This window comes from Mesorhizobium sp. M00.F.Ca.ET.216.01.1.1 (genome assembly GCF_004010325.2).
In the GTDB taxonomy this organism is placed as follows: Bacteria; Pseudomonadota; Alphaproteobacteria; order Rhizobiales; family Rhizobiaceae; genus Mesorhizobium.
The window spans coordinates 13,774-36,517 of the sequence record NZ_SADR02000028.1 but is presented as its reverse complement, the minus strand read 5'-3'; the positions used below and the strand labels follow the sequence as shown (position 1 = coordinate 36,517).

At 60.0% G+C, this 22,744-nt stretch carries 24 protein-coding genes and 1 tRNA gene; 12 read left to right on the top strand and 13 right to left on the bottom strand.

The features are described from left to right. Positions 1–48: 48 nt before the first annotated feature. The 5 genes from EN859_RS28670 to EN859_RS28650 are packed head-to-tail and all read left to right on the top strand — an operon-like array spanning position 49 to position 5,253. Complete coding sequence (locus tag EN859_RS28670) at positions 49–1,071, top strand: ABC transporter substrate-binding protein (RefSeq protein WP_245525751.1); 1,023 nt, start codon at positions 49–51, stop codon at positions 1,069–1,071. Positions 1,072–1,097: 26 nt separating this feature from the next. Next, positions 1,098–1,655, top strand: a complete 558-nt coding sequence (locus tag EN859_RS28665) for an SCO family protein (protein ID WP_189502303.1) — start codon at positions 1,098–1,100, stop codon at positions 1,653–1,655. Then, the gene (locus EN859_RS28660; RefSeq protein WP_127856736.1) at positions 1,621–3,729 is read left to right on the top strand and encodes an ATP-binding protein; all 2,109 of its coding nucleotides are present in this window, start codon (positions 1,621–1,623) and stop codon (positions 3,727–3,729) included. The genes EN859_RS28665 and EN859_RS28660 overlap by 35 nt, the downstream gene beginning before the upstream one ends. Next, a complete protein-coding gene (locus EN859_RS28655) occupies positions 3,726–4,091 on the top strand; it encodes a response regulator (protein WP_127856735.1) in 366 nt (121 codons plus the stop codon). The genes EN859_RS28660 and EN859_RS28655 overlap by 4 nt, the downstream gene beginning before the upstream one ends. A gap of 13 nt (positions 4,092–4,104) precedes the next feature. After that, a complete protein-coding gene (locus EN859_RS28650; protein WP_127856734.1) occupies positions 4,105–5,253 on the top strand; it encodes a response regulator in 1,149 nt (382 codons plus the stop codon). A gap of 219 nt (positions 5,254–5,472) precedes the next feature. Here EN859_RS28650 and EN859_RS28645 read toward each other — a convergent pair whose 3' ends face one another. The 4 genes from EN859_RS28645 to EN859_RS28620 form a co-directional block, all read right to left on the bottom strand. Next, entirely contained in the window at positions 5,473–6,417 is a 945-nt protein-coding gene (locus tag EN859_RS28645; protein ID WP_127856733.1) for a hypothetical protein, read from the bottom strand. 10 nt (positions 6,418–6,427) lie between these two features. After that, on the bottom strand, positions 6,428–8,248 hold the full coding sequence (locus EN859_RS28640; RefSeq protein ID WP_127856732.1) for a caspase family protein: 1,821 nt from the start codon (positions 8,246–8,248) through the stop codon (positions 6,428–6,430). Positions 8,249–8,852: 604 nt separating this feature from the next. Next, positions 8,853–9,194 carry a hypothetical protein gene (locus EN859_RS28630; RefSeq protein WP_127856730.1) on the bottom strand — a complete coding sequence of 114 codons (342 nt, stop codon included), beginning with the start codon at positions 9,192–9,194 and terminating at the stop codon, positions 8,853–8,855. Positions 9,195–9,661: 467 nt separating this feature from the next. Beyond that, a complete protein-coding gene (locus EN859_RS28620) occupies positions 9,662–9,898 on the bottom strand; it encodes a helix-turn-helix transcriptional regulator (protein ID WP_189502313.1) in 237 nt (78 codons plus the stop codon). 149 nt (positions 9,899–10,047) lie between these two features. Here EN859_RS28620 and EN859_RS28615 point away from each other — a divergent pair, with 149 nt between their 5' ends. Further along, positions 10,048–10,764: a hypothetical protein gene (locus tag EN859_RS28615; RefSeq protein WP_189502300.1), complete on the top strand. Its 717-nt coding sequence runs from the start codon at positions 10,048–10,050 to the stop codon at positions 10,762–10,764. Positions 10,765–11,367: 603 nt separating this feature from the next. Here EN859_RS28615 and EN859_RS28605 read toward each other — a convergent pair. Continuing rightward, positions 11,368–11,619: a hypothetical protein gene (locus EN859_RS28605; RefSeq protein WP_127856727.1), complete on the bottom strand. Its 252-nt coding sequence runs from the start codon at positions 11,617–11,619 to the stop codon at positions 11,368–11,370. After that, positions 11,616–12,005: a PIN domain-containing protein gene (locus tag EN859_RS28600; RefSeq protein WP_245525750.1), complete on the bottom strand. Its 390-nt coding sequence runs from the start codon at positions 12,003–12,005 to the stop codon at positions 11,616–11,618. Before EN859_RS28600 ends, EN859_RS28605 begins: the two co-directional genes overlap by 4 nt. Before the next feature lie 343 nt (positions 12,006–12,348). Here EN859_RS28600 and EN859_RS28595 point away from each other — a divergent pair, with 343 nt between their 5' ends. Beyond that, positions 12,349–13,974 (top strand): recombinase family protein, encoded by a 1,626-nt coding sequence (locus EN859_RS28595; protein ID WP_127856739.1) that lies wholly within the window; start codon positions 12,349–12,351, stop codon positions 13,972–13,974. On the opposite strand, the gene EN859_RS28590 is transcribed toward EN859_RS28595, so the two are convergent. Further along, a tRNA-Met gene (locus EN859_RS28590) sits at positions 13,931–14,007 on the bottom strand. The two genes, EN859_RS28595 and EN859_RS28590, sit on opposite strands and share 44 nt — an antisense overlap. 254 nt (positions 14,008–14,261) lie before the next feature. Here EN859_RS28590 and EN859_RS28585 point away from each other — a divergent pair. Further along, positions 14,262–15,227, top strand: coding sequence for a Gfo/Idh/MocA family oxidoreductase (locus EN859_RS28585; protein ID WP_127856726.1), 966 nt, complete (start codon positions 14,262–14,264; stop codon positions 15,225–15,227). A 91-nt stretch (positions 15,228–15,318) separates the two neighbouring features. Here the strand turns inward: EN859_RS28585 and mnmA are convergent, their stop codons facing one another. Beyond that, entirely contained in the window at positions 15,319–16,509 is a 1,191-nt protein-coding gene (mnmA, locus tag EN859_RS28580) for a tRNA 2-thiouridine(34) synthase MnmA (RefSeq protein ID WP_127856725.1), read from the bottom strand. Continuing rightward, positions 16,506–16,670, bottom strand: a complete 165-nt coding sequence (locus EN859_RS38345) for a hypothetical protein (protein ID WP_189502298.1) — start codon at positions 16,668–16,670, stop codon at positions 16,506–16,508. Before EN859_RS38345 ends, mnmA begins: the two co-directional genes overlap by 4 nt. 98 nt (positions 16,671–16,768) lie before the next feature. Between EN859_RS38345 and EN859_RS28575 the strand changes: the two genes are divergently transcribed. Then, the gene (locus tag EN859_RS28575) at positions 16,769–17,044 is read left to right on the top strand and encodes a DUF1153 domain-containing protein (protein ID WP_006203587.1); all 276 of its coding nucleotides are present in this window, start codon (positions 16,769–16,771) and stop codon (positions 17,042–17,044) included. A 79-nt stretch (positions 17,045–17,123) separates the two neighbouring features. Here the strand turns inward: EN859_RS28575 and EN859_RS28570 are convergent, their stop codons facing one another. Beyond that, complete coding sequence (locus tag EN859_RS28570; RefSeq protein ID WP_245525757.1) at positions 17,124–17,612, bottom strand: zinc-binding dehydrogenase; 489 nt, start codon at positions 17,610–17,612, stop codon at positions 17,124–17,126. A gap of 18 nt (positions 17,613–17,630) precedes the next feature. Further along, positions 17,631–18,008 carry a flagellar export protein FliJ gene (locus EN859_RS28565; protein ID WP_127856723.1) on the bottom strand — a complete coding sequence of 126 codons (378 nt, stop codon included), beginning with the start codon at positions 18,006–18,008 and terminating at the stop codon, positions 17,631–17,633. A 452-nt stretch (positions 18,009–18,460) separates the two neighbouring features. On the opposite strand from EN859_RS28565, the gene ctrA reads away from it, so the two are divergent. After that, positions 18,461–19,156 (top strand): cell cycle two-component system response regulator CtrA, encoded by a 696-nt coding sequence (gene ctrA, locus EN859_RS28560; RefSeq protein WP_006203583.1) that lies wholly within the window; start codon positions 18,461–18,463, stop codon positions 19,154–19,156. Positions 19,157–19,247: 91 nt separating this feature from the next. On the opposite strand, the gene EN859_RS28555 is transcribed toward ctrA, so the two are convergent. Both EN859_RS28555 and EN859_RS28550 read right to left on the bottom strand, forming a co-directional pair. Further along, on the bottom strand, positions 19,248–19,616 hold the full coding sequence (locus tag EN859_RS28555) for a response regulator (RefSeq protein WP_127856722.1): 369 nt from the start codon (positions 19,614–19,616) through the stop codon (positions 19,248–19,250). 250 nt (positions 19,617–19,866) lie between these two features. Then, positions 19,867–20,496 carry a histidine phosphotransferase family protein gene (locus EN859_RS28550; RefSeq protein WP_127856721.1) on the bottom strand — a complete coding sequence of 210 codons (630 nt, stop codon included), beginning with the start codon at positions 20,494–20,496 and terminating at the stop codon, positions 19,867–19,869. A gap of 389 nt (positions 20,497–20,885) precedes the next feature. On the opposite strand from EN859_RS28550, the gene EN859_RS28545 reads away from it, so the two are divergent. Continuing rightward, positions 20,886–21,422, top strand: coding sequence for an EipA family protein (locus tag EN859_RS28545; protein WP_245525756.1), 537 nt, complete (start codon positions 20,886–20,888; stop codon positions 21,420–21,422). Positions 21,423–21,582: 160 nt separating this feature from the next. Continuing rightward, complete coding sequence (locus tag EN859_RS28540) at positions 21,583–22,734, top strand: hypothetical protein (RefSeq protein ID WP_127856719.1); 1,152 nt, start codon at positions 21,583–21,585, stop codon at positions 22,732–22,734. Positions 22,735–22,744 lie beyond the last annotated feature (10 nt).

The following is a 22,744-nucleotide window of genomic DNA, read 5'->3' as shown; positions in this document are numbered from 1 at the left end:
TCAGCGTTCTCGGTGTCACACTGGCCAGCATTTGGAAGGGAGGTTCCCATGCATACCCTATACCCCGGACGGTTCAGCCGACGGAGGTTCCTGCGTGGGATAACGCTGGCGGGGACAGCGGGGCTACTGGGGTGGCACCCCAGGCGAGCCGCCGCTGCGGAGCCACCGCCTGAGACGACGCGGATCCGGCTCGTCCGGATTCCCAGCATCTGTCAGGCCCCCCAGTATGTAGCCGAAGAACTGCTGCGCAGCGAAGGGTTCACCGAGGTGCACTACCTCCAAAAAAGGGGGACCGCAGACATCGACACGGCCCTCGCCTCCGGTGAAGCTGACCTCAATGGGCATTTCGCCGCCCCGCTCCTTCTCCGCTTGGAGGCGGGGGATCCCATCGTCATCCTGGCAGGACTCCACGTCGGCTGCTTTGAGCTGTTCGGGACCGATCGCGTCCAGTCGATCCGTGACCTCAAGGGGAAGACCGTGGCCGTGCCGACGCTAGATTCCAGCCGATACGACTTTCTCGCCGCTATGACGGCGTATGTGGGCCTGGACCTCCGTAAGGACATAAACTTCGTCACGCATCCGGGACCCGAGTCCATCCGGCTCCTAAGTGAGGGGAAGATCGATGCCTACCTAGGCTTTCCCCCCGAACCGCAGGAGATGCGGGAGCAGCAGATCGGCCATGTGGTGATTAGCAGCACCGTGGACCGGCCCTGGTCGCAATACTTCTGCTGCATGCTGGCTGGGAACCGGGAGTTCGTCCGCAAGTATCCGGTGGCCACCAAACGCGCCCTCCGCGCCATCTTGAAAGCGGCGGATTTCTGCGCCAGCGAGCCCGAGCGGTCCGCGCAGTTCATGGTGGACCAGGGCTATACTAAGCGCTATGACCATGCCCTCCAAGTCATGAAGGCGATCCCCTACGGTTGGCGCGAGTATAGCGCGGAGGACACCCTGCGCTTCTACGCCCTGCGCCTACACGAGGTCGGGATGCTCAAGAGCACCCCCCAGAAGCTCCTGGCCCAGGGCACCGACTGGCGTTTCCTCAACGAACTGAAGCGCGAGTTGAAGATATGAGCAGGTGGCTGGCCGGCGCTCTGCTGTTGGCGCTGCTTGTTCCCTGGCCAGCGCACGCGCACGACGCGCCGCACGACCAGCGCCTGCCGAGGATCGGACCGGCCCCCGATTTTACGCTGACGTCGCAGGATGGAGCGCCCGTGTCGCTCCACGACTTTCGCGGCAAGGTGATCGCCGTCACCTTCATCTACACTTATTGTCCCGACCTCTGCCCGATGCTGACCGCCAACATGGCGCACGTGCAGGACAAGCTAGGTTCTGCGTTCGGGCCCAGTGTTGCCTTCGTTTCGATCACCGTCGATCCGGAGCACGATACGCCCGAAGTGCTGAAGCAATATGCACAGGACTTCGGCGCTGATCTGGACGGTTGGGCGTTTCTCACCGGCGATCCGACGATCATCCGTGAGGTCGGACGCAAGTACGGCATCTTCGCGAGGAAGGTGGCGAAGGGAGACGTCGATCACACATTCCTGACGTCGCTCATAGACCCGACTGGCACCTTGCGCGTACAGTATCTCGGCGTCCGGTTCGACTTGGAGGAGTTCCGGGGTGACCTTCTCAGCCTCTTGGACGAATCCAAATAACATCACAAACCGGCTGGTGGGCTGGGTTGCGCGGCTGCCGGCGCGCGTGCAGACCAAGCTGCTGATCGCATTTCTGTCGATCGTCGGCCTGCTGATCGTGCTCGGGGCCGTCGGGTTGCAGGTGTTGAGCGGGGTCAACGATCAAACAAATGAGTTGATCAAGCTGCAGCGCCGGATCGCAGCCTACCGCCAAGTTCAGCACGACACGACGAACCAACTCTACAGCATCTCTACCGCGCTCTTGCTTCAGGACGACCGGATGCTGGATGCAGCGCTGCGCCAGCTCAGCCAGTTTGGCTACGACCTCGACCGCATGGAGTTCGTGGCCGAAAGTGAGGCGGCAGTGCTCGGCCAGGTCCGGCAAGAGTACGACCGGTTTACGGCGGGGGTGACGCATGTCGTGGAGCTCATCCGCGCCGGCCGCACGGACGAGGCGCGCAAGGTTCAGCAAGCTGAGATCATGCCATTGGCCGACCGCCTCGAACGGCTGACGAACCAGTTGGTCAACATCGCCGAAGCCGACATGGTGACCGCCATCGAAACGACCAAGGGGGCGTACGGCACCTCCCGGCTGATCGTGGTCTCCTTTGCGGTGGGTAGCATTCTGCTGGCGCTGGCGCTTGGCTACATCATCTCCTGGTCGTTGATCGAGCCGGTCAAGAAGATCGAGACGCGTCTGCGCCAGATAGCAGCCGGCGACTTTGCGCAGCAGGTTGCCGTCGTCAATCGGGACGAGCTCGGAGTGCTTGCCGGCAATGTCAACCAGACGTCCGAGCAGCTGGGGCGGCTATATCAAGAGGTGCAGGCGCGCACGGCCGAGCTTGCGCGATCGGTCGGCGAACTGGAGGCGCTCGGGGAAGTCAGCAAGGCGGTCAATTCGACGCTCGATCTCGACACGGTGCTACAGACGATCGTGGCGAAGGCGGTTCAACTCTCGGACACGGATGCGGGCACTATCTATGTGTTCAGCAGCACCAGACAACAATTCCGCTCACGCGCGACTTATGGGATGGCCGATGAGCTCATTGCCGCGATTTCCGACCAGGCCATCGGGCTGAACGATCCCGGGATTGGCGTCGCCGCACGGCGCCGTGCGCCTGTCCAGGTACCCGATCTCAGCGAAGGAACGCCCTCTCCCGCTCAGAAGATCGTCCTCGACGCCGGATATCGCGGCGTCCTGGTGGTTCCGCTGCTCAGGCCGAACAAGATCGTCGGCGCGCTCGTCGTCAGGCGACGCAACCCAGGTGAATTCGACCAGCAAATCGTCCATCTGATGGAAACCTTTGCAGCCCAATCGGTGCTCGCCATTCAAAACGCGAAGCTGTTCCGCGAGATCGAAGAAAAAGGCCGGGAGCTAGAGGCGGCCAGCCGCCATAAGTCTCAGTTCCTCGCGAATATGAGCCACGAGCTGAGGACGCCGCTCAATTCGGTTCTGGGCTTTACCGAACTTTTGGTCGACGGGATTTACGGGGAGCTCCCGGACAAAGCAAAGGCGACCGTGGCGCGCGTGCAAGCAAACGGCCGTCATCTCTTGGGGCTCATCAACGACGTGCTCGATCTTTCAAAGATCGAAGCGGGTCAGCTCACGCTGGCGCTCGAGGATTATACCGTTGGGCAAATTGTTCGATCGACCGTTACAGCTGTGGAGCCGCTGGCGCGTTCAAAAGGGCTTTCGCTCGCTGCGACCGTCGCCGAAAACCTTCCGCTGGGCCGCGGGGACGAACGCCGCCTGACCCAAGTCCTGCTCAATCTTGCCGGCAATGCCGTCAAGTTCACCGAGAGGGGCGCGATCGACATCCTTGCCGACGCGGTCGACGGGCACTTCGAGATAATCGTACGCGACACGGGTCCCGGCATTGCACCCACAGACCAGGCGCTCATTTTCGATGAATTCCAACAGGTCGACAACAGCAGCACCAGGCAGAAGGGTGGCACGGGTCTCGGCCTGGCGATTTCGAAGCGTATCGTCGAAATGCATGGTGGAACCATAGGCGTCGAGTCCGCGCCGGGTTCAGGCTCGACATTCCGCATGAAGATACCGATCCGGGTGGGAGAGGATGTGAAGGCAGCATGAGGAAGAGAATCCTGATGGTGGAAGACACCGAGGACAACCGGCAGATCGTGCGCGATCTCATCGCCACCACCGAATACGAACTGATCGAGGCCGCGGACGGTGCTGCCGGCGTCGCTGCCGCCGCAGCGCAAAAGCCGGACCTGATCCTGATGGACATTCAGCTTCCGGTGATCGACGGGTATGAAGCTGCTAGCCGCATAAAGGCTGACCCGGCGCTCCGGCACATTCCGATAATCGCCGTCACCTCCTACGCATTGTCAGGCGACGAGGCGAAAGCCCTTGCTGCAGGGTGCGATGGCTACATTGCCAAGCCATTCAGTCCGCGCCAGCTGCTTGCCAAGATCCGGGAGTTGCTTTCCTAGAGGAGACAGGGCCTTGCACGATCCGCCTCGCATTCTCGCCGTCGACGACACGCCGGAAAATCTCGAAATCCTGCGCATGCGCCTCGAGGCGAATGGCTACGAAGTGGTGACTGCAGCGGACGGCGAAGAGGGGCTTGCCATGGTGCGCAGCCTCAAGCCGGACCTGATCCTCCTCGACATCATGATGCCGAAGCTCGACGGGATAAGCGTCGTGCGGACGCTTAAGGCAGACGTTTCGCTGCGATCGATCCCGGTTATCCTTGTCACCGCAAAAGCCGATACACGAGATGTGGTCGAGGGATTGGATGCCGGCGGCGATGACTATCTAACCAAGCCGTTCGAGCACAGGGCACTAGTGGCGCGCGTGCGCTCGATGCTGCGCCAGAAGGCGCTATACGATACCGTGGAGACCCAGACGCGGCTCCTCGAGGATCAGGCAGCGCAATTGGCTGCATGGAATCGCTCTCTTGAACAAACAGTGGCGGAGCAGGTTGCGGAGATCGAGCGAATGGGCCGGCTCCGACGGTTTCTTCCCGCGCAGGTCGCCGACCTTGTCGTTGCGGCAGGCAATGGAGACGCGCTTCTTCAAAGCCACCGTCGCGAGGTGACCGTCGTTTTCTGCGACTTGCGCGGCTTTACAGCCTTCGCCGAGACTGCCGAGCCCGAGGAGGTAATGATGGTCCTTGGCGAGTACCATTCCTGTCTCGGCGAACAAATCGTCCGTCACGAGGGGACTTTGGAGCGGTTCGTGGGCGACGGTATCGTTGTTGTTTTCAATGATCCGCTGCCCTGTGCCGATCACACCGAGAGGGCTGTCTCAATGGCTGCGGCGATGCGTGACGCAATTGACGGGCATTCAGAGCGATGGCGCAAACGGGACTACTTGCTTGGCTTCGGAATCGGTATCGCCCGGGGCCACGCCACCATAGGGCGGATCGGTTTCGATCAGCGCGCGGACTATGCGGTGATCGGCACTGTGTCGAACCATGCGGCTCGATTGTGCGAGGAGGCCAAGTCTCGCCAGATTCTCGTCAGCCAACGGGTTCTTGGTGCCGTTGAATCATTGGTCGAATCCGTTCCAGTTGGCGAACTGAGGCTGAAGGGGTTTCGCCGCCCTATGCTGGCTTACGAAGTTGTCCGGTGGCTTGGCCGGTCAAGTTAGTGATGAACGCAGCCCAATGAGTGACCCGCGGGCGAACCGAGCGACGGCATGAAATGACCGCAACCGGTGTGGAAAGCGGTCGTTCGTCGGCAGCAAGCGAACGGCAGCAATTAGGCGCGAGGCGGGCGTTCACGTCGCAGGCTGCGTAAGTCGGCTTTGAGTCAGAAGGAGCGCACCTCTTACGCGCCTACGGTGCAGATAACGACGGGTGACCGCCGTTCAAAAAGCTCCGAATATGCGCTCCGCCACCTTGTCGTTTGTCAGGTAATCGAGGATCGCATGCCGCGTCGGTGGCTGGTTCTGCACCGCGCTGTAGTTCTCTATCGCCGGCGTCAGTGCGAAATTCTTGTCGTCGAGTGCATAGAGCGCGATATAGTCCCGCTCGTCATAAGCGTTGAACCAGCGTTTCACGCCCTTCGGATAGCGCAGTGGCCTGAAGGCGTTTCGTATCTGCATAACGCCGAGCGGCGACCCGAGCGTCACTAGCAGCGGCACGTCCGCTGTCGCGGTCTGCTGGCGCAGCAGGTCGTAGGCGATGACCGAACCCAACGAATGCGCGACGACGACGGTGGGTTCGGATGCCAATTTGGCTGCAACGATGTCGTTGATCGTCTTGCGGCAGTCGTCGACCTTCAGATAGAGGAAAACATCGCGCGTGAATGCGGCGAGGATCGTTGCACCGAGACCAGTGTGTCGGTCAAGCGCTCGCAATCCCGCTTGTACCCACTCCCAGTTGAGCGGTCCGCGCTCTTTTGTGTTGTTGCCGTATTCCTCGTCAACCAGTTCGTCTGGCACACCGGCCTTCTTGATGGCTTCATCAACAATCTGGGCCTGGAACGCCAGCAATTCGTCCGTCGTCTCGTCTCCGCGGCTCGTAATCTCGGTCGCCAAGGGCACTTTCGACAAGGCAACGAAACGGTCGAGTTCGTCGCCATAATAGGGAAACTCGATCTTCAGGTCGTCCGGGAGGGTCAGGCTTTGCGCGGTAAGCGCATCGGTGAGGCTCTTGATCCAGCTGTCGCGAAGCGCGACCTGATCGAGGCCGCCCTGCTGGCGGCCGTGGACGAAAACGAGGCGCTTGACGGCTGCGCTGGCCGGCCGCGCCGCAAATAGTGAGACGGTCGCGGCCGCCCCCGCAAGAAACACGCGTCTGTCGATCCCCATGGTCACCTCCCTATCGCGGCGGCTTGTCGCGCACGAATGCAGCCAGCGTGTCGCGCGCCTCGCCGGACAGGGTAGTCCAGAGACTGCGCTGCAGAAATGGTCGAAGCTCGGACAGTCGAGGCGCAATCTGAACTTCTAGGGGGGCCAGATAGTCCCATCCTTGCGTCAGCATCGGCAGTGATGGAAACACGTCGAACATCGGCCGTCGACGCCGGGAAAGCATGGCGAGATCGAAGAATTCGAAGTCGAGGTCGCCGCTCATGAAGTTTGCGACCGATGCCACCTTGTCCTGTAGCCCCGCTTGCGCATAGGCGTAGGCCGCATAGATGCCGAGCGTGGGATCGTACGATTTCATCAGGCGAATCTCGTCGCCCAGCCTGGCAGCCCGCTCTGCCTGCGTCTTCGGATCGCCTTCGATTCGGAAGGCGCCCATCGCCGAGGCGCTGGCGACCGACGCATGCAGTAGGTCGATGCGTTCCTGGTTCGGCTCGTATTCCGACCAGCGCGGTCCGTTCGCGGACGGCACGAACGTCACGCTGTCAATGCCATTCTCGCCATAGAGAATGTTGGTGATGAAATCCTGGATCACCGGCAGCACTGCGACCTGGTCGTCGGCGAAGTGAACCATGCAATCGGCGACCCGATGGCCGTTTGAGAATGCAACGCGGATATTCTGGACGGACGCGCCGAGTGGCAGTACCTCAGTGGTGACGGCGTTATTGACGATTACATCGTGGACGTCGATGCCGGTAACCGACAATCCCGCACGGGTCTCGAAGCTTGCCGGCGACTTTGCCTCGGATATCTGCTGCTTCAGCGTCTCGAAACGAGCGAAGGATTCGCTGCCCTTGATGCGGTTTTCCGCCGACGTGGTGAAAATCGACGTGTCGCCAAGCTCGATACCGATCTTGTTCAGCTGATATTTCGCTACGCTTTGCGGCGACACGGATGTCAGCGCAGCGGAGTCGGGCGTCGAACGGGTCGATTGGAGAACGCGGCTCAGATAGACATCAGACCATGCGCTGATTTCCGGAATCTGGCTCTTGGTAATGCCTTGCAGCGCCTTGATCCGGCGGTTCGTTTCGGACTCCAGATATTTCTTCAGCTTGCTGTTCTTCACGACGACGGCTCCGTCCGGCATCGTTGCGGTCATATCGGGCCATGGCGAGCGGAACGCATCCATGAAGGTTGCTGTGAAGATGCCACCTTTGGTGGCTATATGGTCGATCAGCGGCGCCTCGGACGCCGCCATCCCGAAGGTCGCCGCCTTGAACGTGTCGACCTGTGTCGTGATTCCCGTGCCGCCCAAAGGATTTGGGAACATCGACCGAGGCTGCATGCGTGAGAGTTGCACGGATGTCGGCAAAGACCGGCACGCGTCGGAGATTATGACGACATTGGTGATGCCGCATTGCTTCGCGAGTATCTCTGATCCTTCGAACGTGATCGCCTGTGCAGTGTCCGTGGGCGCACCGCTCAACATCCACCATTCGCTGTAGCCGCTGGCAAAACCGTGGCCGGCGAAATAGACGACCAGGAGCTCATAAGTCGCCTTATCGACGATCGCTCGCACCGCTCGGAACACATTGTCAGACGAAACCTGTGCGCCATTAGCGTCGGTAAGCTTGGTAACGGCGAACCCTTCGCTTTCGAGCCATGCCGCCACCTTGTCGGCGTCCTTCGATGCCGAGAGCTTCGCCAGGCCATCAACATTGTCGACGCCGATCACCACTGCCGCGCGGACGGGCGGAGTCGGCTGCGCAAGCACATGCGGCATAAAGCCGAGACTGATGGCCGCCGTTCCGTTTGCGATCACGTCGCGCCGATTCATCGGAACCTTTTCTTTCAGTCTTCGAATGTAAGGAGACTAGCCCGCGCCAAGCTCAAAGAAAAGCACCATGAAGTAGGTAGTGTAGAGACTCGCTTCTCAACACCGCATTTTGACAAATGTTGAACGCTGATCGCGCTGATTTTGATTGGTTCGATATAGCGGCCTGCTGCCGGTTTTTCGGAAACACAGTTAAGCTGGCACCGCACGCGGCGGCGCGCAGAAGACTGATCGTAGTGTTTCGGGCGGTCATCGCAATTTCCTTGTTGCAGCCAATCCATCTCCAGCTTCTTGTTTATCTTCGCTCCGCGCTGTTCAGCCGCCACTACCCTGTGGCAGATTGGCGGTAGTGCACCATTCCAGAAACGCCAGCGCGCATTTTCCTCTGACCTACCAAAGCCGCTTACAGATTGAATACTGTGCAATAAGCTTTGTTGATATCTTCGCATTCCATCCGGATGGGAAGCGCAATGGTACACTCGATCCTTCTTTTTTCATGCGTCTTAAATTAAATCTTAATAGGCACAACTATGTCTGAGCCACTTCACGAATTTCAGCTACTGGAGAATGCCGATCTAATTGGAACGGATATTCGATTCGCGAAAGATTATCCGGACCTCCTTTCCCGAGATTCCAGGGATGGTGCGCTGTTCACGACGTCGGCGGCCCCGCTCGAAGCAAGATAGATGTAAGTTCGCACGCTTAGCAGCGGCATCTGCATTGCGAGGCTCGCGATCCAGCAGCCTAAAGCGTGCCGAAGCATGGCCAGCTTGCCGTAGCACTCATCCAGGTGCGCCATCCACTCTTCGCGAAAGCGCTCACGCTCTTCTCGGGCAAGTCGGCCTGCGGCGGTTCGGATCAGCCAACGCGCCAGTCCACCGCAGCTATCATAGAGCAGGCTGACCACCAGTCCGAGAATGACTATGAGGATGATTGTTTTTACGTCCATGCCAGTCCCCCGATCGGCTCCTGAAGCGCTTGGCAGCAGATGCCCGCGTTTGTCCCAAAGCGGTTAGTTTGTAGAGGCGCTTGCGTGGCCTACCGAGCAGGGCCGGTTCGCCCTGCTCCCATTGGCTCGCCAGCCAGTTCACCTTCTCGAACCGCATCAGCAATGGATACAGCGTTCCCGAGCCAACGCCCGTTTCGCGGGCGATCTCGGCGCCGGATCGTTCCTGCATCGGCCGTTCGAGCAGTGGTCATGGGCGACGTTCCACCATCTTCGGCCGTCGCCCGCGTGCAGTCTCGGCCTGCCGGCTTCCATCCGTTACGAACGGTTCTTTTACACCGGCGATGTCCGCTGCTGGAGGATGACAGGGGCCAGCGCAATGACCAAGATCGGCGCGTTGCTGCCATTCGCAACGCGGACAATGGAGGTGCCGATGGGTCAAACTTACCCTCTTTGCTGCCAACGATAGACTAAACGTCGTCAGATCGACGCGCCAGCCGAACACCAACGCCGCCACCGTTCTCCGGAATGAATTCGATCCCGGCCACTTCGAAGACCGCACGAATTGCAGCGATGGTTGAATTCTTTAGCTGTTCCCCTCTTTCCAACCGCGCGATCGTATCGGGAGATACGTTTGCGTTTAGGGCTAGCTCTCGAGTTCCCCAGCCCAACGCAACACGTGCCATCTTGCATTGAACTGCATTCATTTCGTAACCTTGATACGATTCTTGTTGATCCATCGCCGCATTTTCAATATCGTACCGCTGATACGATGTTTCGTTTGAAAGCGGCTGCTGTTGGTGTGCAACCACCCTCAGCAGCCTGACCACAACCCAAGCTGATTGGAGCTCGGATCATGGCTGATTCCGACAATACCATGACTCTGCCTTACGTCACCCGCAGGCGAGTGCTTGCGGGATGGATGATCACATCCACCGCTTTGGTGCTTGAGAAAGCTGCGCTTGCCAGCAACGCAGCTGCACCGAGTATGCCTCCCGACCCAGCGCTGGCGCTTTGGCGGGAGTGGGAGACAGCCCGCAAGCTGACCGAGCGGCTTTGCCGCAGGCAGCAGAGCCTGGAGACGAGGCTTGTCGAGAGCGTCGGCTTTCCCTGTGTGACCGTCCGCCTGCCCGACGGGGAGGATGTGACGGTCCACTCGGTCGAGGCGCTCAATGAAGTGCTCGGCAAAGGGCCGGACATGGCGGCTCTCCGCGGGAAGGCCGAAGCCGAATTCGCGGCGCATCAGGCACGCTGGAGTGCGGCTGCCGAGGAGAGCGGTTACACCGCCGCGCTCAGGGCCGAGCGCGAGGCTGGCGACCGGGCGGAGGGCCTGCTGGAAGCGTTCTCCACGACCTCCGCCACGACACTTGCCGGTGTGGCGGGCAAGCTCGATGCCGTGTTGCGCGAGGGCGAGGCCTGGGAGGAATGCTCCGAGTTCCCCTGGCCGCAAATCCGCTCGGCGCTGAGCGATCTGGTGCGCATCGGAAAGCACATGACGCCAGAACAGTTCTTTCACGGCGAGCGGGGTGTCAAGCTCCGTAGGCGGCAGGCTGGCTGCTGTTTCCGCGCCTGAAGACGAAGAAGGACGGCCAATGAAACCCATCCAACCCGACTTCCGGCTTCAACTTGCAGCGAAGCATCTGCCTCCCGTCACCCTTCAGCCGCCAGGGGATTGGCGGCATTGGACGCTCCTGCGGCATCTCACCATCCGGTGGCGAACGATCCCGATCTGCTGGACGCCTTCAACCGCGACGCCGCCTTGGAGAAATGGACCGTGCCTGAAGCTGCAGAGGCAGCGAAAGCCCATTGGGGACAGACAGCCGCAACCGCCGTCGCCTGGTGCGCCTTCTCGGCGCATTGTGACGGGCGGACACAGGAGTTCCGATTCTGGTTTCGGGTATTTACCTATCTTCAAGCGGGCTCGCCCGCTTCCGAAGCCGAAGCAGCGGCCGGGAAGGCTCGTCCAGGCCCTTCCCGATAGGGGAGATCCTGTCTGGCGAGGAAACTGACTGCTTGTCGAGCGGAAGCCGAACCGAAGCCAATCCGTCAAGGCCAGAGCCGCTACGCGGCGGCGCGTGCCCGCGGCAGCCTTGACCGGCAGTTTCCGGGCCGGCGGACGCTTCGGACGCAGGCAAGGCTCCGGCACAAGCGATACCGCTCCACACCTCAGGGTGTATTATTCCAGCAATTCGTCGCCCTTGATCGGCGCCTTCCCTTTGCCGGCCCGCTTCAGGATGTCCAGCGCCTTGGGGATGTCGGCACGGGCAGCGCGTTCCTGAAAGTAACTTTCCGTGCGCAGCGCCGAAAGCTTCTCAGCGACTGCCACATTAATGAACTGGTTGAGCGGCACGCCCTCGCTCTCCGCCACCTTGCGAGCCTCATCAAGAAGCGAGAGCTGAAGCCGCAGTGCGAAATTGCTTCTCCTCATGTCTTTCTCTCCAATTGTCTCAGCGCCTCACCCGGCGACAGGACCATGATACCGAAGCGCTCGGCCACCTTGCCGAAGTCGCGTAGGTTGAACGTCACTATAGCATCCGCCCGTCCGTTTACGGCAGCTTCCAACACCATGTCGTCTTCCGGGTCGCGCACGGCGGGTCGCCAGAGGAAGACAAGGCGAACTGGCTCGGCGACGGCGCCACGGCATCTAGCAACGCGTTTTATGAATGGCTGCGAGACCGTACGGAACAATGCGGGAAGCTTTTTTGATTTTGGCCCACGAAACATTGTCAAATCGCAAAGATCAGTGAATGTCGGTATCGGTGGTTGCGTGTCCGTGATTTGAACCTGCGGTTTTTTCCCGACAAGACTGAACAAGTGCAACCGATCAAGCTCGGGGATTTCCGAATATCACGCCTTGCTATCCCTTTCTGCGATCGATCGATTTAATGGCTTCTCTCGTCTCCTGCGTGAGCACATCTTGCGAGACATGGATCAAGATCATGATCTCGGCAGGCTTGAAGGAAGCCACACTATTTTCCGCGACAGCATGGCCGACGCTATTTTGACCCATAGCGAGCGCCACCCGCAATGGTGGTGAAATCCCACAAACGGGTCTTGCGCCAGATGCCTGACAGAGCGATTCTGCGCCTTGCAAGCGCTCTCGCGCGCCAAGCGGCCCGCGAAGATCACGCGCGGGAACAGGCCGAGAAGATACATCATGAATCGAGCCGCGATCTACGCACGCTTCTCAACCGATCTTCAGAATGAGCGATCGATAGACGATCAACTCGCGTTATGCCGAACGTACGCTGAGCGTGAGGGTTTGAACGTTGTCGCAACGTTTGATGATCGAGCTCGCTCCGGCGGCTCCGTTATGGGCCGTGATGGTTTGCTCCACCTCATGGACAAAGCTCGTGAGCACGAATTTGATGTGCTCGTCGTGGAGGCACTTGACCGGCTCTCTCGCGACATGGACCTTGCAGGCATTCATAAGCGCCTTTCATTTCTCGGCATCGAAATTCGTGCAGTCCACGAGGGCGTGGTGAACACGGTCTTGGTCGGGCTTCGTGGTCTTGTTGGGCAACTCTATCGAGAGGACAACGCTCATAAAGTTCGGCGGGGCCAAGCCGGCCGAGTCAAAAAGGGACTCCATGCCGGCGGATTAACCTACGGCTACTCTTACGTGCCAGGGGACCCTGGGAAACGCCTGATCGCGGAGGACGAAGCGGAGATCGTGCGTCGTATCTTTAGGGAGTACGTCGACGGACAGACGCCGCGCGATATCGCTCACAATCTCAATAGAGACAGCATACCGCCACCTCGTGGTCGAGCCTGGAATGCCTCAACCATCAATGGAAATGCGCAAAGAGGGACGGGGCTGCTTCAGAATGAACTTTATGTCGGCCGCTTGATTTGGAACAGGGTCCGAATGGTCAAGGACCCCGACAGTGGGAAGCGTGTATCGCGTCCGAATCCTAAGGGCGAATGGCGAACGGTCGAAGTTCCCGATCTCGCCATCATCTCGCCCGAACTGTTCGAGGCTGCACGAGAGAGGAAAAAGGCTCGCACAATCACCCATCCAAGCCATCAGCGCCGGCCACGGCATATGTTGTCGGGGCTGCTGAGGTGCGGAGCTTGTGGAGCGGGAATGTCGTCAAACGGCAAGGACAAGTCTAGACGTATTCGCATCCGTTGCTCGGCCGCCACGGAAAGCGGAACATGCCCTGATCCGAAAACCTTCTATTTAGATACTGTCGAGACCGCAGTTCTAGATGGGCTTACCACCGAGTTGCGCCACCCTGACGTAATTGCCCAGTACGTCCAGACTTATCACGAAGAACGGAGGCGGCTAGCAGCCGACACCAATGCGCGGCGCACTCGTTTGGAGCGACGGCTTGGAGAACTATCTCGGGAGATCGAGCGCCTCATCAACGCCATCGCCAAGGGCCATGGCGACCCAGCCGTGTTGGGACCGCAATCAACGACGCTCAATGAAGAGCGCAAGTGCATTGTGGCCGAGCTGGACCAGGTGCCCGCGGCAACAGGTGTGATCGCGCTGCATCCTGCGGTGCTGGCACGCTACGAGGAACAACTAAACCAACTTCAAATCGGGCTTGCCAAAGGCATTGTGGCTGGCGATTCCGAATCCGCAGAGGCAATGCGGGACTTGATCGAAACCGTTACTGTGTTTCGAGATCCATTGAGGATCGGCGGAATCGAAGTCGAAATCGCCGGGCGTCTAACGGCACTCCTGGGCGAGAATGCCTTCCCCAACGGAGTCAAAGGAGTGTGGGGAAAGGTGGTAGCGGGAGAGGGACTTGAACCCCCGACCCCAGGATTATGATTCCCGTGCTCTAACCAACTGAGCTACCCCGCCAGGGCGGCGAAAGGCCCGAAATCCGCCTTAAATCGAAAGGCATGTCGAGGCGTTCACCAAGATCGCGCGGATATAAGGTTGGGAGGCCAAGCCTGTCAAGCATCGAAGCGACCGGCATCGAAGTAACCGGCATGCCGGCATACTCTCATTGCCCAAAAGCTTTGCCGGGCAGACATTTGAGCGCAGATGGCGGGTTGAGTTCGATGGAGCACGTCGCTATGTCTCGGCCACGAATTCTTAGAGTTTGAAAACAAATGAAACCGCGCATTGCAGTCCTCGGTTGCGGATACTGGGGCAGCAACCACATCCGCACCCTCAAGGCGCTTGGCGCGCTGTATGCGGTCTCGGACCTCAATCGCGCCCGCGCGGAAGGCTTTGCCAGCGAACAGGATTGCCTGGCGGTCGAGCCTGACCAACTGTTCCTTCGCGATGACATCGACGCCATCGTCATGGCCCTGCCGCCGCAGTTCCACGCTGATATGGCGGTGCGCGCTGCCGAAAGTGGCAAGGATGTGCTGGTGGAAAAGCCGATCGCGCTGACGGTAGCGGATGCCGAGCGTGCAGTGAGGGCGGCAAAGGACAATGGCCGTATCTTCATGGTCGGCCATGTGCTGCGTTTCCATCCTGCCTTTGAGACGCTGAAGGCGCTGATCGACAATGGCGAGCTCGGCGAGGTGCGCTACATCCATTCGCACCGGCTCGGACTTGGCAAGTTTCACACCGAAAACGATGCGCTGTGGGATTTGGCGCCGCACGACCTGTCGATGATCCTGGCCATCACCGGTACGGAACCGATGGAGGTGCGCGGCGAGGGCGCTGCCCTGCTCGACAATCTCAGCGACTTCGCGCATCTGCACATGCGCTTTCCCAACGGGCTGCGCGGCCACCTCTTCGCTTCGCGGCTTAATCCCTATCGCGAGCGGCGGCTTACCGTGGTCGGCACCAAGGCGATGGCGGTGTTCGACGATGTCGAGCCGTGGGAGCGCAAGCTCGCAGTCTATCGCCATGCGGTATGGCAGGACAGCGGCCAGTGGGCCTTCACCGCCAACGAGCCGTCCTATGTGGCGGTCGGCGAGGGCATGCCGCTGACGCGCGAACTGGCGCATTTCATCCAGTGCATCGAAACGCGGGCCGAACCACGCACCGGCGGCGAGGAGGCCATCAGGGTGCTGCGCATCCTGACCGCAGGTACGGTCGCCCACACCGGGTCGTCTTCCTGAGACCTTCTCTTTCGGCCACCTGACGCATTTTCTGCGCTTCCAGTGCATATGCTCGCCCTGGAAAACGAACTCTGCGAAAGTGCTGCTGCCGCTATTCGGCGGGAATTTGCGCCGGCCGGGCGGCAAGCCGGTCCAGCATGGCCTCGGCCTCGGCACCGCGCTCGGAACGCTCGATGAAGCCGCCGCCGAAGACGCGGGCTTCGTTGCCGTCGTCGGAATAGAGCACGCAAGCCTGGCCCGGTGCGATACCAGACTCGCCGTCGACCAGTTCCACCGAAGTGACGCCGGCATGGTGATGCAGCACGGCCGGGCGCGGCGGTCGTGTCGAGCGGACCTTGGCAAAGAGCTCCAACCCGGCCGCCGGGATGTCGGACAGCGGGCCGTCACCCAGCCAGTTCACGTTGCGCAGGTAGATCTTGTGGGTCTCCAGCGCCTCGCGCGGGCCGACGACGACACGGGCCCGGTCGGCATCGAGATGGACGACGTAGAGCGGCTCGCCCGAAGCGACGCCGATGCCGCGGCGCTGGCCGATCGTGTAGCGCAAAATGCCTTCATGGCGGCCGAGCACACGGCCATCGATGTGGACGATGTCGCCCGGATTGGCGGCGGCTGGCTTCAGCTTGGCGATGATGTCGGAATATTTGCCCTGCGGCACGAAGCAGATGTCCTGGCTGTCCTGCTTGGCAGCGACCGTCAGCCCCATCTCCTCGGCGATGGCACGGACCTCGGGCTTCGACAAGCCGCCGAGCGGAAAGCGCAAGTAATCGATCTGCGCCTGCGTGGTGGCAAACAGGAAATAGCTCTGGTCACGATCGGCGTCGACCGGCCGGAAAAGCGCGCGGTGGGCGCCGTTGGCGCTGGAACGGATATAATGACCAGTGGCCAGCGCATCGGCGCCAAGCTCCTGTGCGGTCGCAAGCAGGTCGGCGAACTTCACCGTCTGGTTGCAGGAGACACAAGGGATCGGCGTTTCGCCGGCCACGTAGCTCTCAGCGAAGGGGTCGATGACCGCCTTGCGGAATCGCTCCTCGTAATCGAGCACATAATGCGGAATGCCGAGCGTCTCGGAGACGCGGCGGGCATCGTCGATGTCCTGGCCGGCACAGCACGAACCAGTCCGGTGCGTCGCCGCGCCATGATCATAGAGCTGCAGCGTGACGCCGACGACATCATAGCCTTCGCGCTTCAGCAGCCCGGCGACGACCGACGAATCGACACCACCCGACATGGCGACGACGACGCGGGTGTTTTCGGGGCGTCGGGGAAGATCGAGGCTGTTCATTGTTCTTTCATTCTGCGCGGCGCTTGAATGCCAATAGCCGGAATATAGGTCAAGCACTTCGGGTGCGCCAGCTTCGCGGGCCAGCTCATTTTTTCCGGCCGGATTCGGCGCTTGCCGCCAGATGTTTCAAATGCTGACGAAAAGACTAACGCGGCGTTCATGATCCTTACCTAGCTATTAGGGTTCGCTTAGGCAATTTTTAAAGCTGTGGCGGTAATGTGGTGGGGATTGGGTCTTTGAGTTTTTAGTAGAGAGTACGATGACCGATCTTGTTAGACCGCGAGTCAAATATGTTATCGGGCCTGACGGCAGCCCCCTTACGATTGCCGATCTGCCGCCGACGAACACACGCCGCTGGGTTATCCGGCGCAAGGCGGAAGTGGTGGCGGCAGTGCGTGGCGGGCTTCTGAGCCTCGAAGAGGCATGCCAGCGCTACAAGCTGACCACTGAGGAATTCCTGTCCTGGCAGGCGTCGATCGACGAATATGGCCTTGCCGGGCTGCGCACGACGCGCATCCAGCAATACCGGCATTAGAGATTCGAGACTCGCTCAAGGAAGCTAAAGGCGCGGCAATCCGCGCCCTTGTTGTTTTGCCGGAACGATCTTCTCTGGTTCAAACCGTCAGCACCACCTTGCCGATCGGCTTTGTGGCGAGAAAGGCATGGGCGGCGTCCGCTTCTTCGAGCGGAAAAGTCTTTGCCACGTGGACGGCAAGCTTTTTCGCATCGACCAGTTTGCCGAGCTCCACCAGGCCGGCGCGGTCAGGCACGACCGACATCCGCTCGACGCGGATATCCCGCGCCTTGGCCTCTGCCTTGGCGCTATCGGGGACATTGAGCAGCGCCACCAGCACGCCGCCGGCCTTGAGCACTTTCAGCGAGTGCGCATGCTCGCCGCCAACCGTCTCCAGGACCAGGTCGATGTCGCCGGTCCTGCCGGCAAAATCAGCCTTGGTGTAGTCGATCACCTCGTCGGCGCCGAGCGAGCGGACAAAATCGAGCTTTCCCGGGCTGGCCGTGCCGACGACATAAGCGCCGCGCGCCTTGGCGAGCTTTGCGAATCGGACTGACGAGGCGGTCGCTCTGTGCTGCGCTTCGCCGATCAGCTTAGGGTTCTCGGTTCAGCCGATCATGGCGCTGCGGCCACCCATCTCGGCGTCGCGGATCTTGGTGTCGCGCGACTCGAGCATCTCAGCCTTGGAAAGCTCCGCTTCAGCTTCAACGAGTAGTGATTCGGCAGCGCTTCGCTGCTGGGCGAGGTCGCCTTGCGAATTTCTGAGATTGTCGCGGCGCAAACGCGCCGCCTTGGCGAAAGTCGGATAGGCAAAATGATTGATGTCGGTGATGCCGGCTTTCTTCTCTTCCGCTGCGATCTGAAGCTCCAGCTCGGCAGCCATGCGCTCGAACTCGGCGATCATCATGTCGAGTTGCAGCAGCTGCCGCCGCTTCTCATTCACCTGAAATTGCTTCAGCCGAACGAGGTTTTCACGTGACTTCATGATTCGGTACTCCCGGAAACGCACACCTGCACATATCGTCCAATCCACCCGGCAAAGCCTGGGCGCCACCCGTTTCCACCGGCTTTCCCGGAACTATGGGAAACAAACTCCTAAAGTTTTTTGCCGTCGGTAACCATTCGTTTACGGGCATTGTTAATCATACGGCCCAGGACTTAAGGCCGGGTAAAAATTTCGGTTCCGATGCGGAACCACGGCCAGCGAGTCCGGAGAGTCACTTAGGCTGGCTTATTAATGTGTTGCATTAGCGGTTCGGTTCTGTGATTCATTATTAGATTCAAGAGGGTGTAGAAAGCGGTTAAAAAATCTGATACCGTCCCTGGTGCGGAATTAGGTTTTGTTAACCATTCGATGGCAGCCTTCTGTTCAGGCAATCACTGCTCCGGTCCCGGATGGGTCGTGAAAATGGTCCGGCAGCAGAAAAGGGGAATGAGATGCGCGTTCTGCTGATAGAAGACGACAGTGCAACCGCACAAAGCATCGAGCTGATGCTGAAATCGGAAAGCTTCAATGTTTATACGACCGACCTTGGTGAAGAGGGGGTGGATCTCGGAAAGCTTTACGATTACGATATCATTCTTCTTGATCTTAATCTCCCGGACATGTCTGGCTACGAAGTCTTGAGGACACTTCGCCTTTCCAAGGTGAAGACGCCGATTCTCATCCTTTCCGGCATGGCCGGCATCGAGGACAAGGTGCGTGGCCTCGGTTTCGGTGCCGACGACTACATGACCAAGCCGTTCCACAAGGATGAGCTGGTGGCGCGAATCCACGCCATCGTGCGCCGCTCCAAGGGTCATGCCCAATCGGTCATCACCACCGGCGACCTTGTGGTCAATCTCGATGCCAAGACCGTCGAAGTCGGCGGCCAGCGCGTGCACCTGACCGGCAAGGAATACCAGATGCTGGAGTTGCTCTCGCTGCGCAAGGGAACCACGCTGACGAAGGAAATGTTCCTCAACCACCTCTACGGCGGCATGGACGAACCGGAGCTGAAGATCATCGACGTCTTCATCTGCAAGCTGCGTAAGAAGCTCGACGCCGCCTCCGGCGGTCAGAACTACATTGAGACGGTCTGGGGCCGGGGCTATGTGCTGCGCGAGCCGGAAGACATCCGCGTCAGCGCCTGAACGAAACGCACTTCCAACCGAATTTCCCGACAAAAAACCCGGCCTCAGCCGGGTTTTTGCGTTTACAGCTGGATCTCCGTGGTCCGGCGAATCAGGCGGCTATCTTCAGGGTGCGGAAACGCTCGAGCAGTTGCGAGCGATCGAACGGCTTCAGCAGGTAGCCTTGCGCGCCGGCACGCTTTGCCCGCATGATCGAGGCGACGTCGACCTCGACCAGGGAAACCAGGATCTGGGGCTTGATTGCACTCTCCATGGCGCGGATGCGGCGGATGAGTTCCGCCGCCTGCATGTCCGGCAAGGCGCCGTCGACGACGATGACGTCAGGCATGTCGGCGGCGCATATCTCGACCGCATCAAGTCCGGTAGCCGCTTCGATCACCACCATGTCGGAGCCGCCAAGGATTCGCTTTGCTACTTTCCTGATGACGCTTGAATCGTCGACGAACAGGCAGCGTTTCATTTCCGGGTCCTCTTTGCCATCTGGCGAACCGGCAGCATCCGGGTATCTCGGAGGCACCATAGATCAATCTGGTAAAGAAGCCGAAAAGCCGTTAGGTAAAGTTTTTGCAAAGACGCACCTTACGCAAACTTTTTATCGCCGATTTGGCATGGCTACACCGGCGAAGCTTGTTTTGCCTAGATTGCGAACAGTGTCGTAAATATTAGCAGGAACAAATACTTCATCTGTTCTTGCCGGACTGAGGGAGATTTCAGGCCGCCGAAAGCACGATTTCTTCGGCTGTCGCGTGGATCGAAATCGTCATGTTGGCCTCACGCGCCAGAAGCAGCGTGTAGTAGGGCTGGACCGAATGGGCGTCGATCGGCTCCTCCGGCTTGTGCCCGGAATGCAGCTCCAGGAATTTCGGCGGCACGCGCAGCATCGGCCCACTTGCCGCAAGTGCAAAACGCGGCTCGGTTTCGAGATTTTCGAGCGTGACCACAAGCTTGCCGCCGCGCGGGATGGCTGCGTTGGCGACGAGAATGAGATTGAGCAGCAGCTTGACCTTGTTCTTGGGCAGCAGCGCGCGGGCTCCGCTCCAGATCAGCGCCGGCTTCTCGTTCTTGAGGAAGGCGATGGCGACGGCCTCGGCGTCGCCCGTGTCGATCATCATGCCGGCCGAACCAGCGGCACCGAAGGCGATGCGGGCAAATTGCAGGCGGGCCGAGGCGTTCCTTGCACTCTGGCGGATCAGCTTCATGGCGTCTTCATCGGCGCCGCCCTCGTCGAGCAGCTCAAGGCCGTTGTTTATCGCGCCGACCGGCGAAATGATATCATGGCAGACCCGGCTGCACAGAAGCGCGGCGAGATCGGGTGCGGAAAGGGCGAAAAGTTCGGCCATCGGCGAAAATCCCTGCTAAAATTCACATACTGATGGCCGAGCGATCAACCGTCTCGCCTGCCTACACGAATCACGCTCTCTCCCAGGCTTTCTGAATACACAGCGCCTGTGCGTGCAGCAAACAAATCCAAAATTGTCATTATCGAAAATGGTGTGTTCACGCAGGATCGAGCCTGCGTAGACCGCCCGAAACCAGCCTTCGAACTGCCATCTTCATGTGGAAGGTTAATGGTTGAAAAAGAATTACGGCATAGTTTGCCCATAACAGTCACCCCGAACGGCCACCAAGAGTCGCATGGGGCGCGAGGCGTCGGCGAAAGTGCTCCCTGACGGAGATTGGAAGCATGTTTTCCCGATTCTACGACCGGACTTTTTTCCGTGTCATCTCAATGACGATTGCTCTCATGGGTCTGCTCGTCTTTTCGACCTCGGCGTTGCGGGCGCAGGAATACACCGCTCAGGAGATTGTCGATTCCGGCCATAAATTCTTCGGCGCGACCTCGGGCGGGCTCGCCACCGTCGTCGAGAAGATCTTTGCCTCCTACGGCCTGCCCAATGGCTACCTGCTTGGCGAAGAAGGCTCGGGTGCGCTGATCGGCGGCCTGACCTATGGCGAGGGGACGCTCTACACCAAGAATGCCGGCGATCACAAAGTGTTCTGGCAAGGCCCGTCGCTTGGCTGGGATTTCGGCGGTGAGGGATCGCGCGTGATGATGCTGGTCTACAATCTCGACGATGTGAGCAATCTCTACAACCGCTTCGGCGGCGTTGCAGGCTCCGCCTATGTCGTGGCGGGCGTCGGCTTCAACGTGCTGCAGAACAGCAAGGTTCTGCTCGTACCGATCCGCACCGGCGTCGGCGCGCGGCTCGGCGTCAATCTCGGCTATCTGAAGCTCACCGAGCGGCCGACCTGGAATCCGTTCTGATACCGATCTCGACGGACCCTCAGCCGTGACAGCGCGGATTTGCAAGGTCGCAAGCTGAATGTTGCCGGGGCATGCTCTTGCCGCTGCGCTGGATTTCCGTCATGCGAACATGGCAAAGTCGCGCTTTGGCGGTTGCTGCCATCCATAACGGATAGTTACCTTGGTCCAGTCGATCCTGTTCTTCGCCCTCGGCTTTCTCTGCGCCGCCTTTCTGGCGCTGATGATTGCCCCGGCCATCTGGCGGCGGACCGTCGCGCTGACGCGCAAACGCGTCGAGGCTTCCATGCCGCTGACATTGGCCGAGATCCAGGCCGACAAGGACCGGATCCGGGCCGAGTACGCGATGTCGACGCGCCGGCTCGAGATCAGCATCAAGACGCTGCAGGAGAAGGCGGCCGAACAACTGGTCGAGATCAATCGTGGCCGCGAGGCCCTGAAAGGGCTGGAGGCCGAACGCAACGACAGGAAGCACGTCCTTTCCGAACTGGAGGCCAAGAGCGAAGCGCTTCGACAGTGCGAGGAGCAGTTGCAGCGCCTGTCGGACAAGCTCGCGCAGACCGAGCGCGTGCTGGAAAAGCGTGCGCTCGAGCTCGAAAAGCTGGAGCGTATGTATGACGACGCCAGCTTCTCCTCCAGCAATCGTCAGATCGAACTGATGGCTCGCGAATCAGACCTGGACAAGCTGGCCAGCGACATATCGGTGCTGCGCAGCCGGTACAAGGAGGCGGAGAGGCGCAACCAAGAGATTGCAGCCGAGAGCAAGGCCGCGCGGGATGCCTTGAGGGCAGAGAAGAAAAGGACCAGCGAACTGGACAAGAAGCTCGAACGCCTGCTCGCTACGCTCGCCGACCGCGAAGAGAAGCTCGGCCGCCGTGAGAAGGAACTGGCACGGTTTCGCGAAAAATCGAAGAGCGAGGCTGCGGGAACGCACACCTCCGGAGGAGGGGACGATCGCAGCGGCACCGGCAACGACGTAGACAAGGCTATTGCCAAGCTCAACAGTGAGCGGGAGCGACTGGAAGCGAGGCTGACAGCATTGGCCAGTGAGAACAAGAGCCTCAAGGTGGATCTTGCAGCCTTCGAAACAGCCGGCTCCGGCGACGCCAGCGATGTGCGCCGTGCCAGTGCGGTGTTGCGCGAACAGATAAACGATCTGGCGGCGGAGGTCGTCAACCTGACAATGAAGCTCGAAGGGCCGGATTCGCCGATTGCCAAGGCGCTTGCAGCACCTCAGGAGGTGCGGGCGGGGAGCGGCCAACGCAGCCTTGCCGATCGCATACGGGCGCTGCAGAAGGCCGCTTCGACGAGTTGAGATCCAGAGG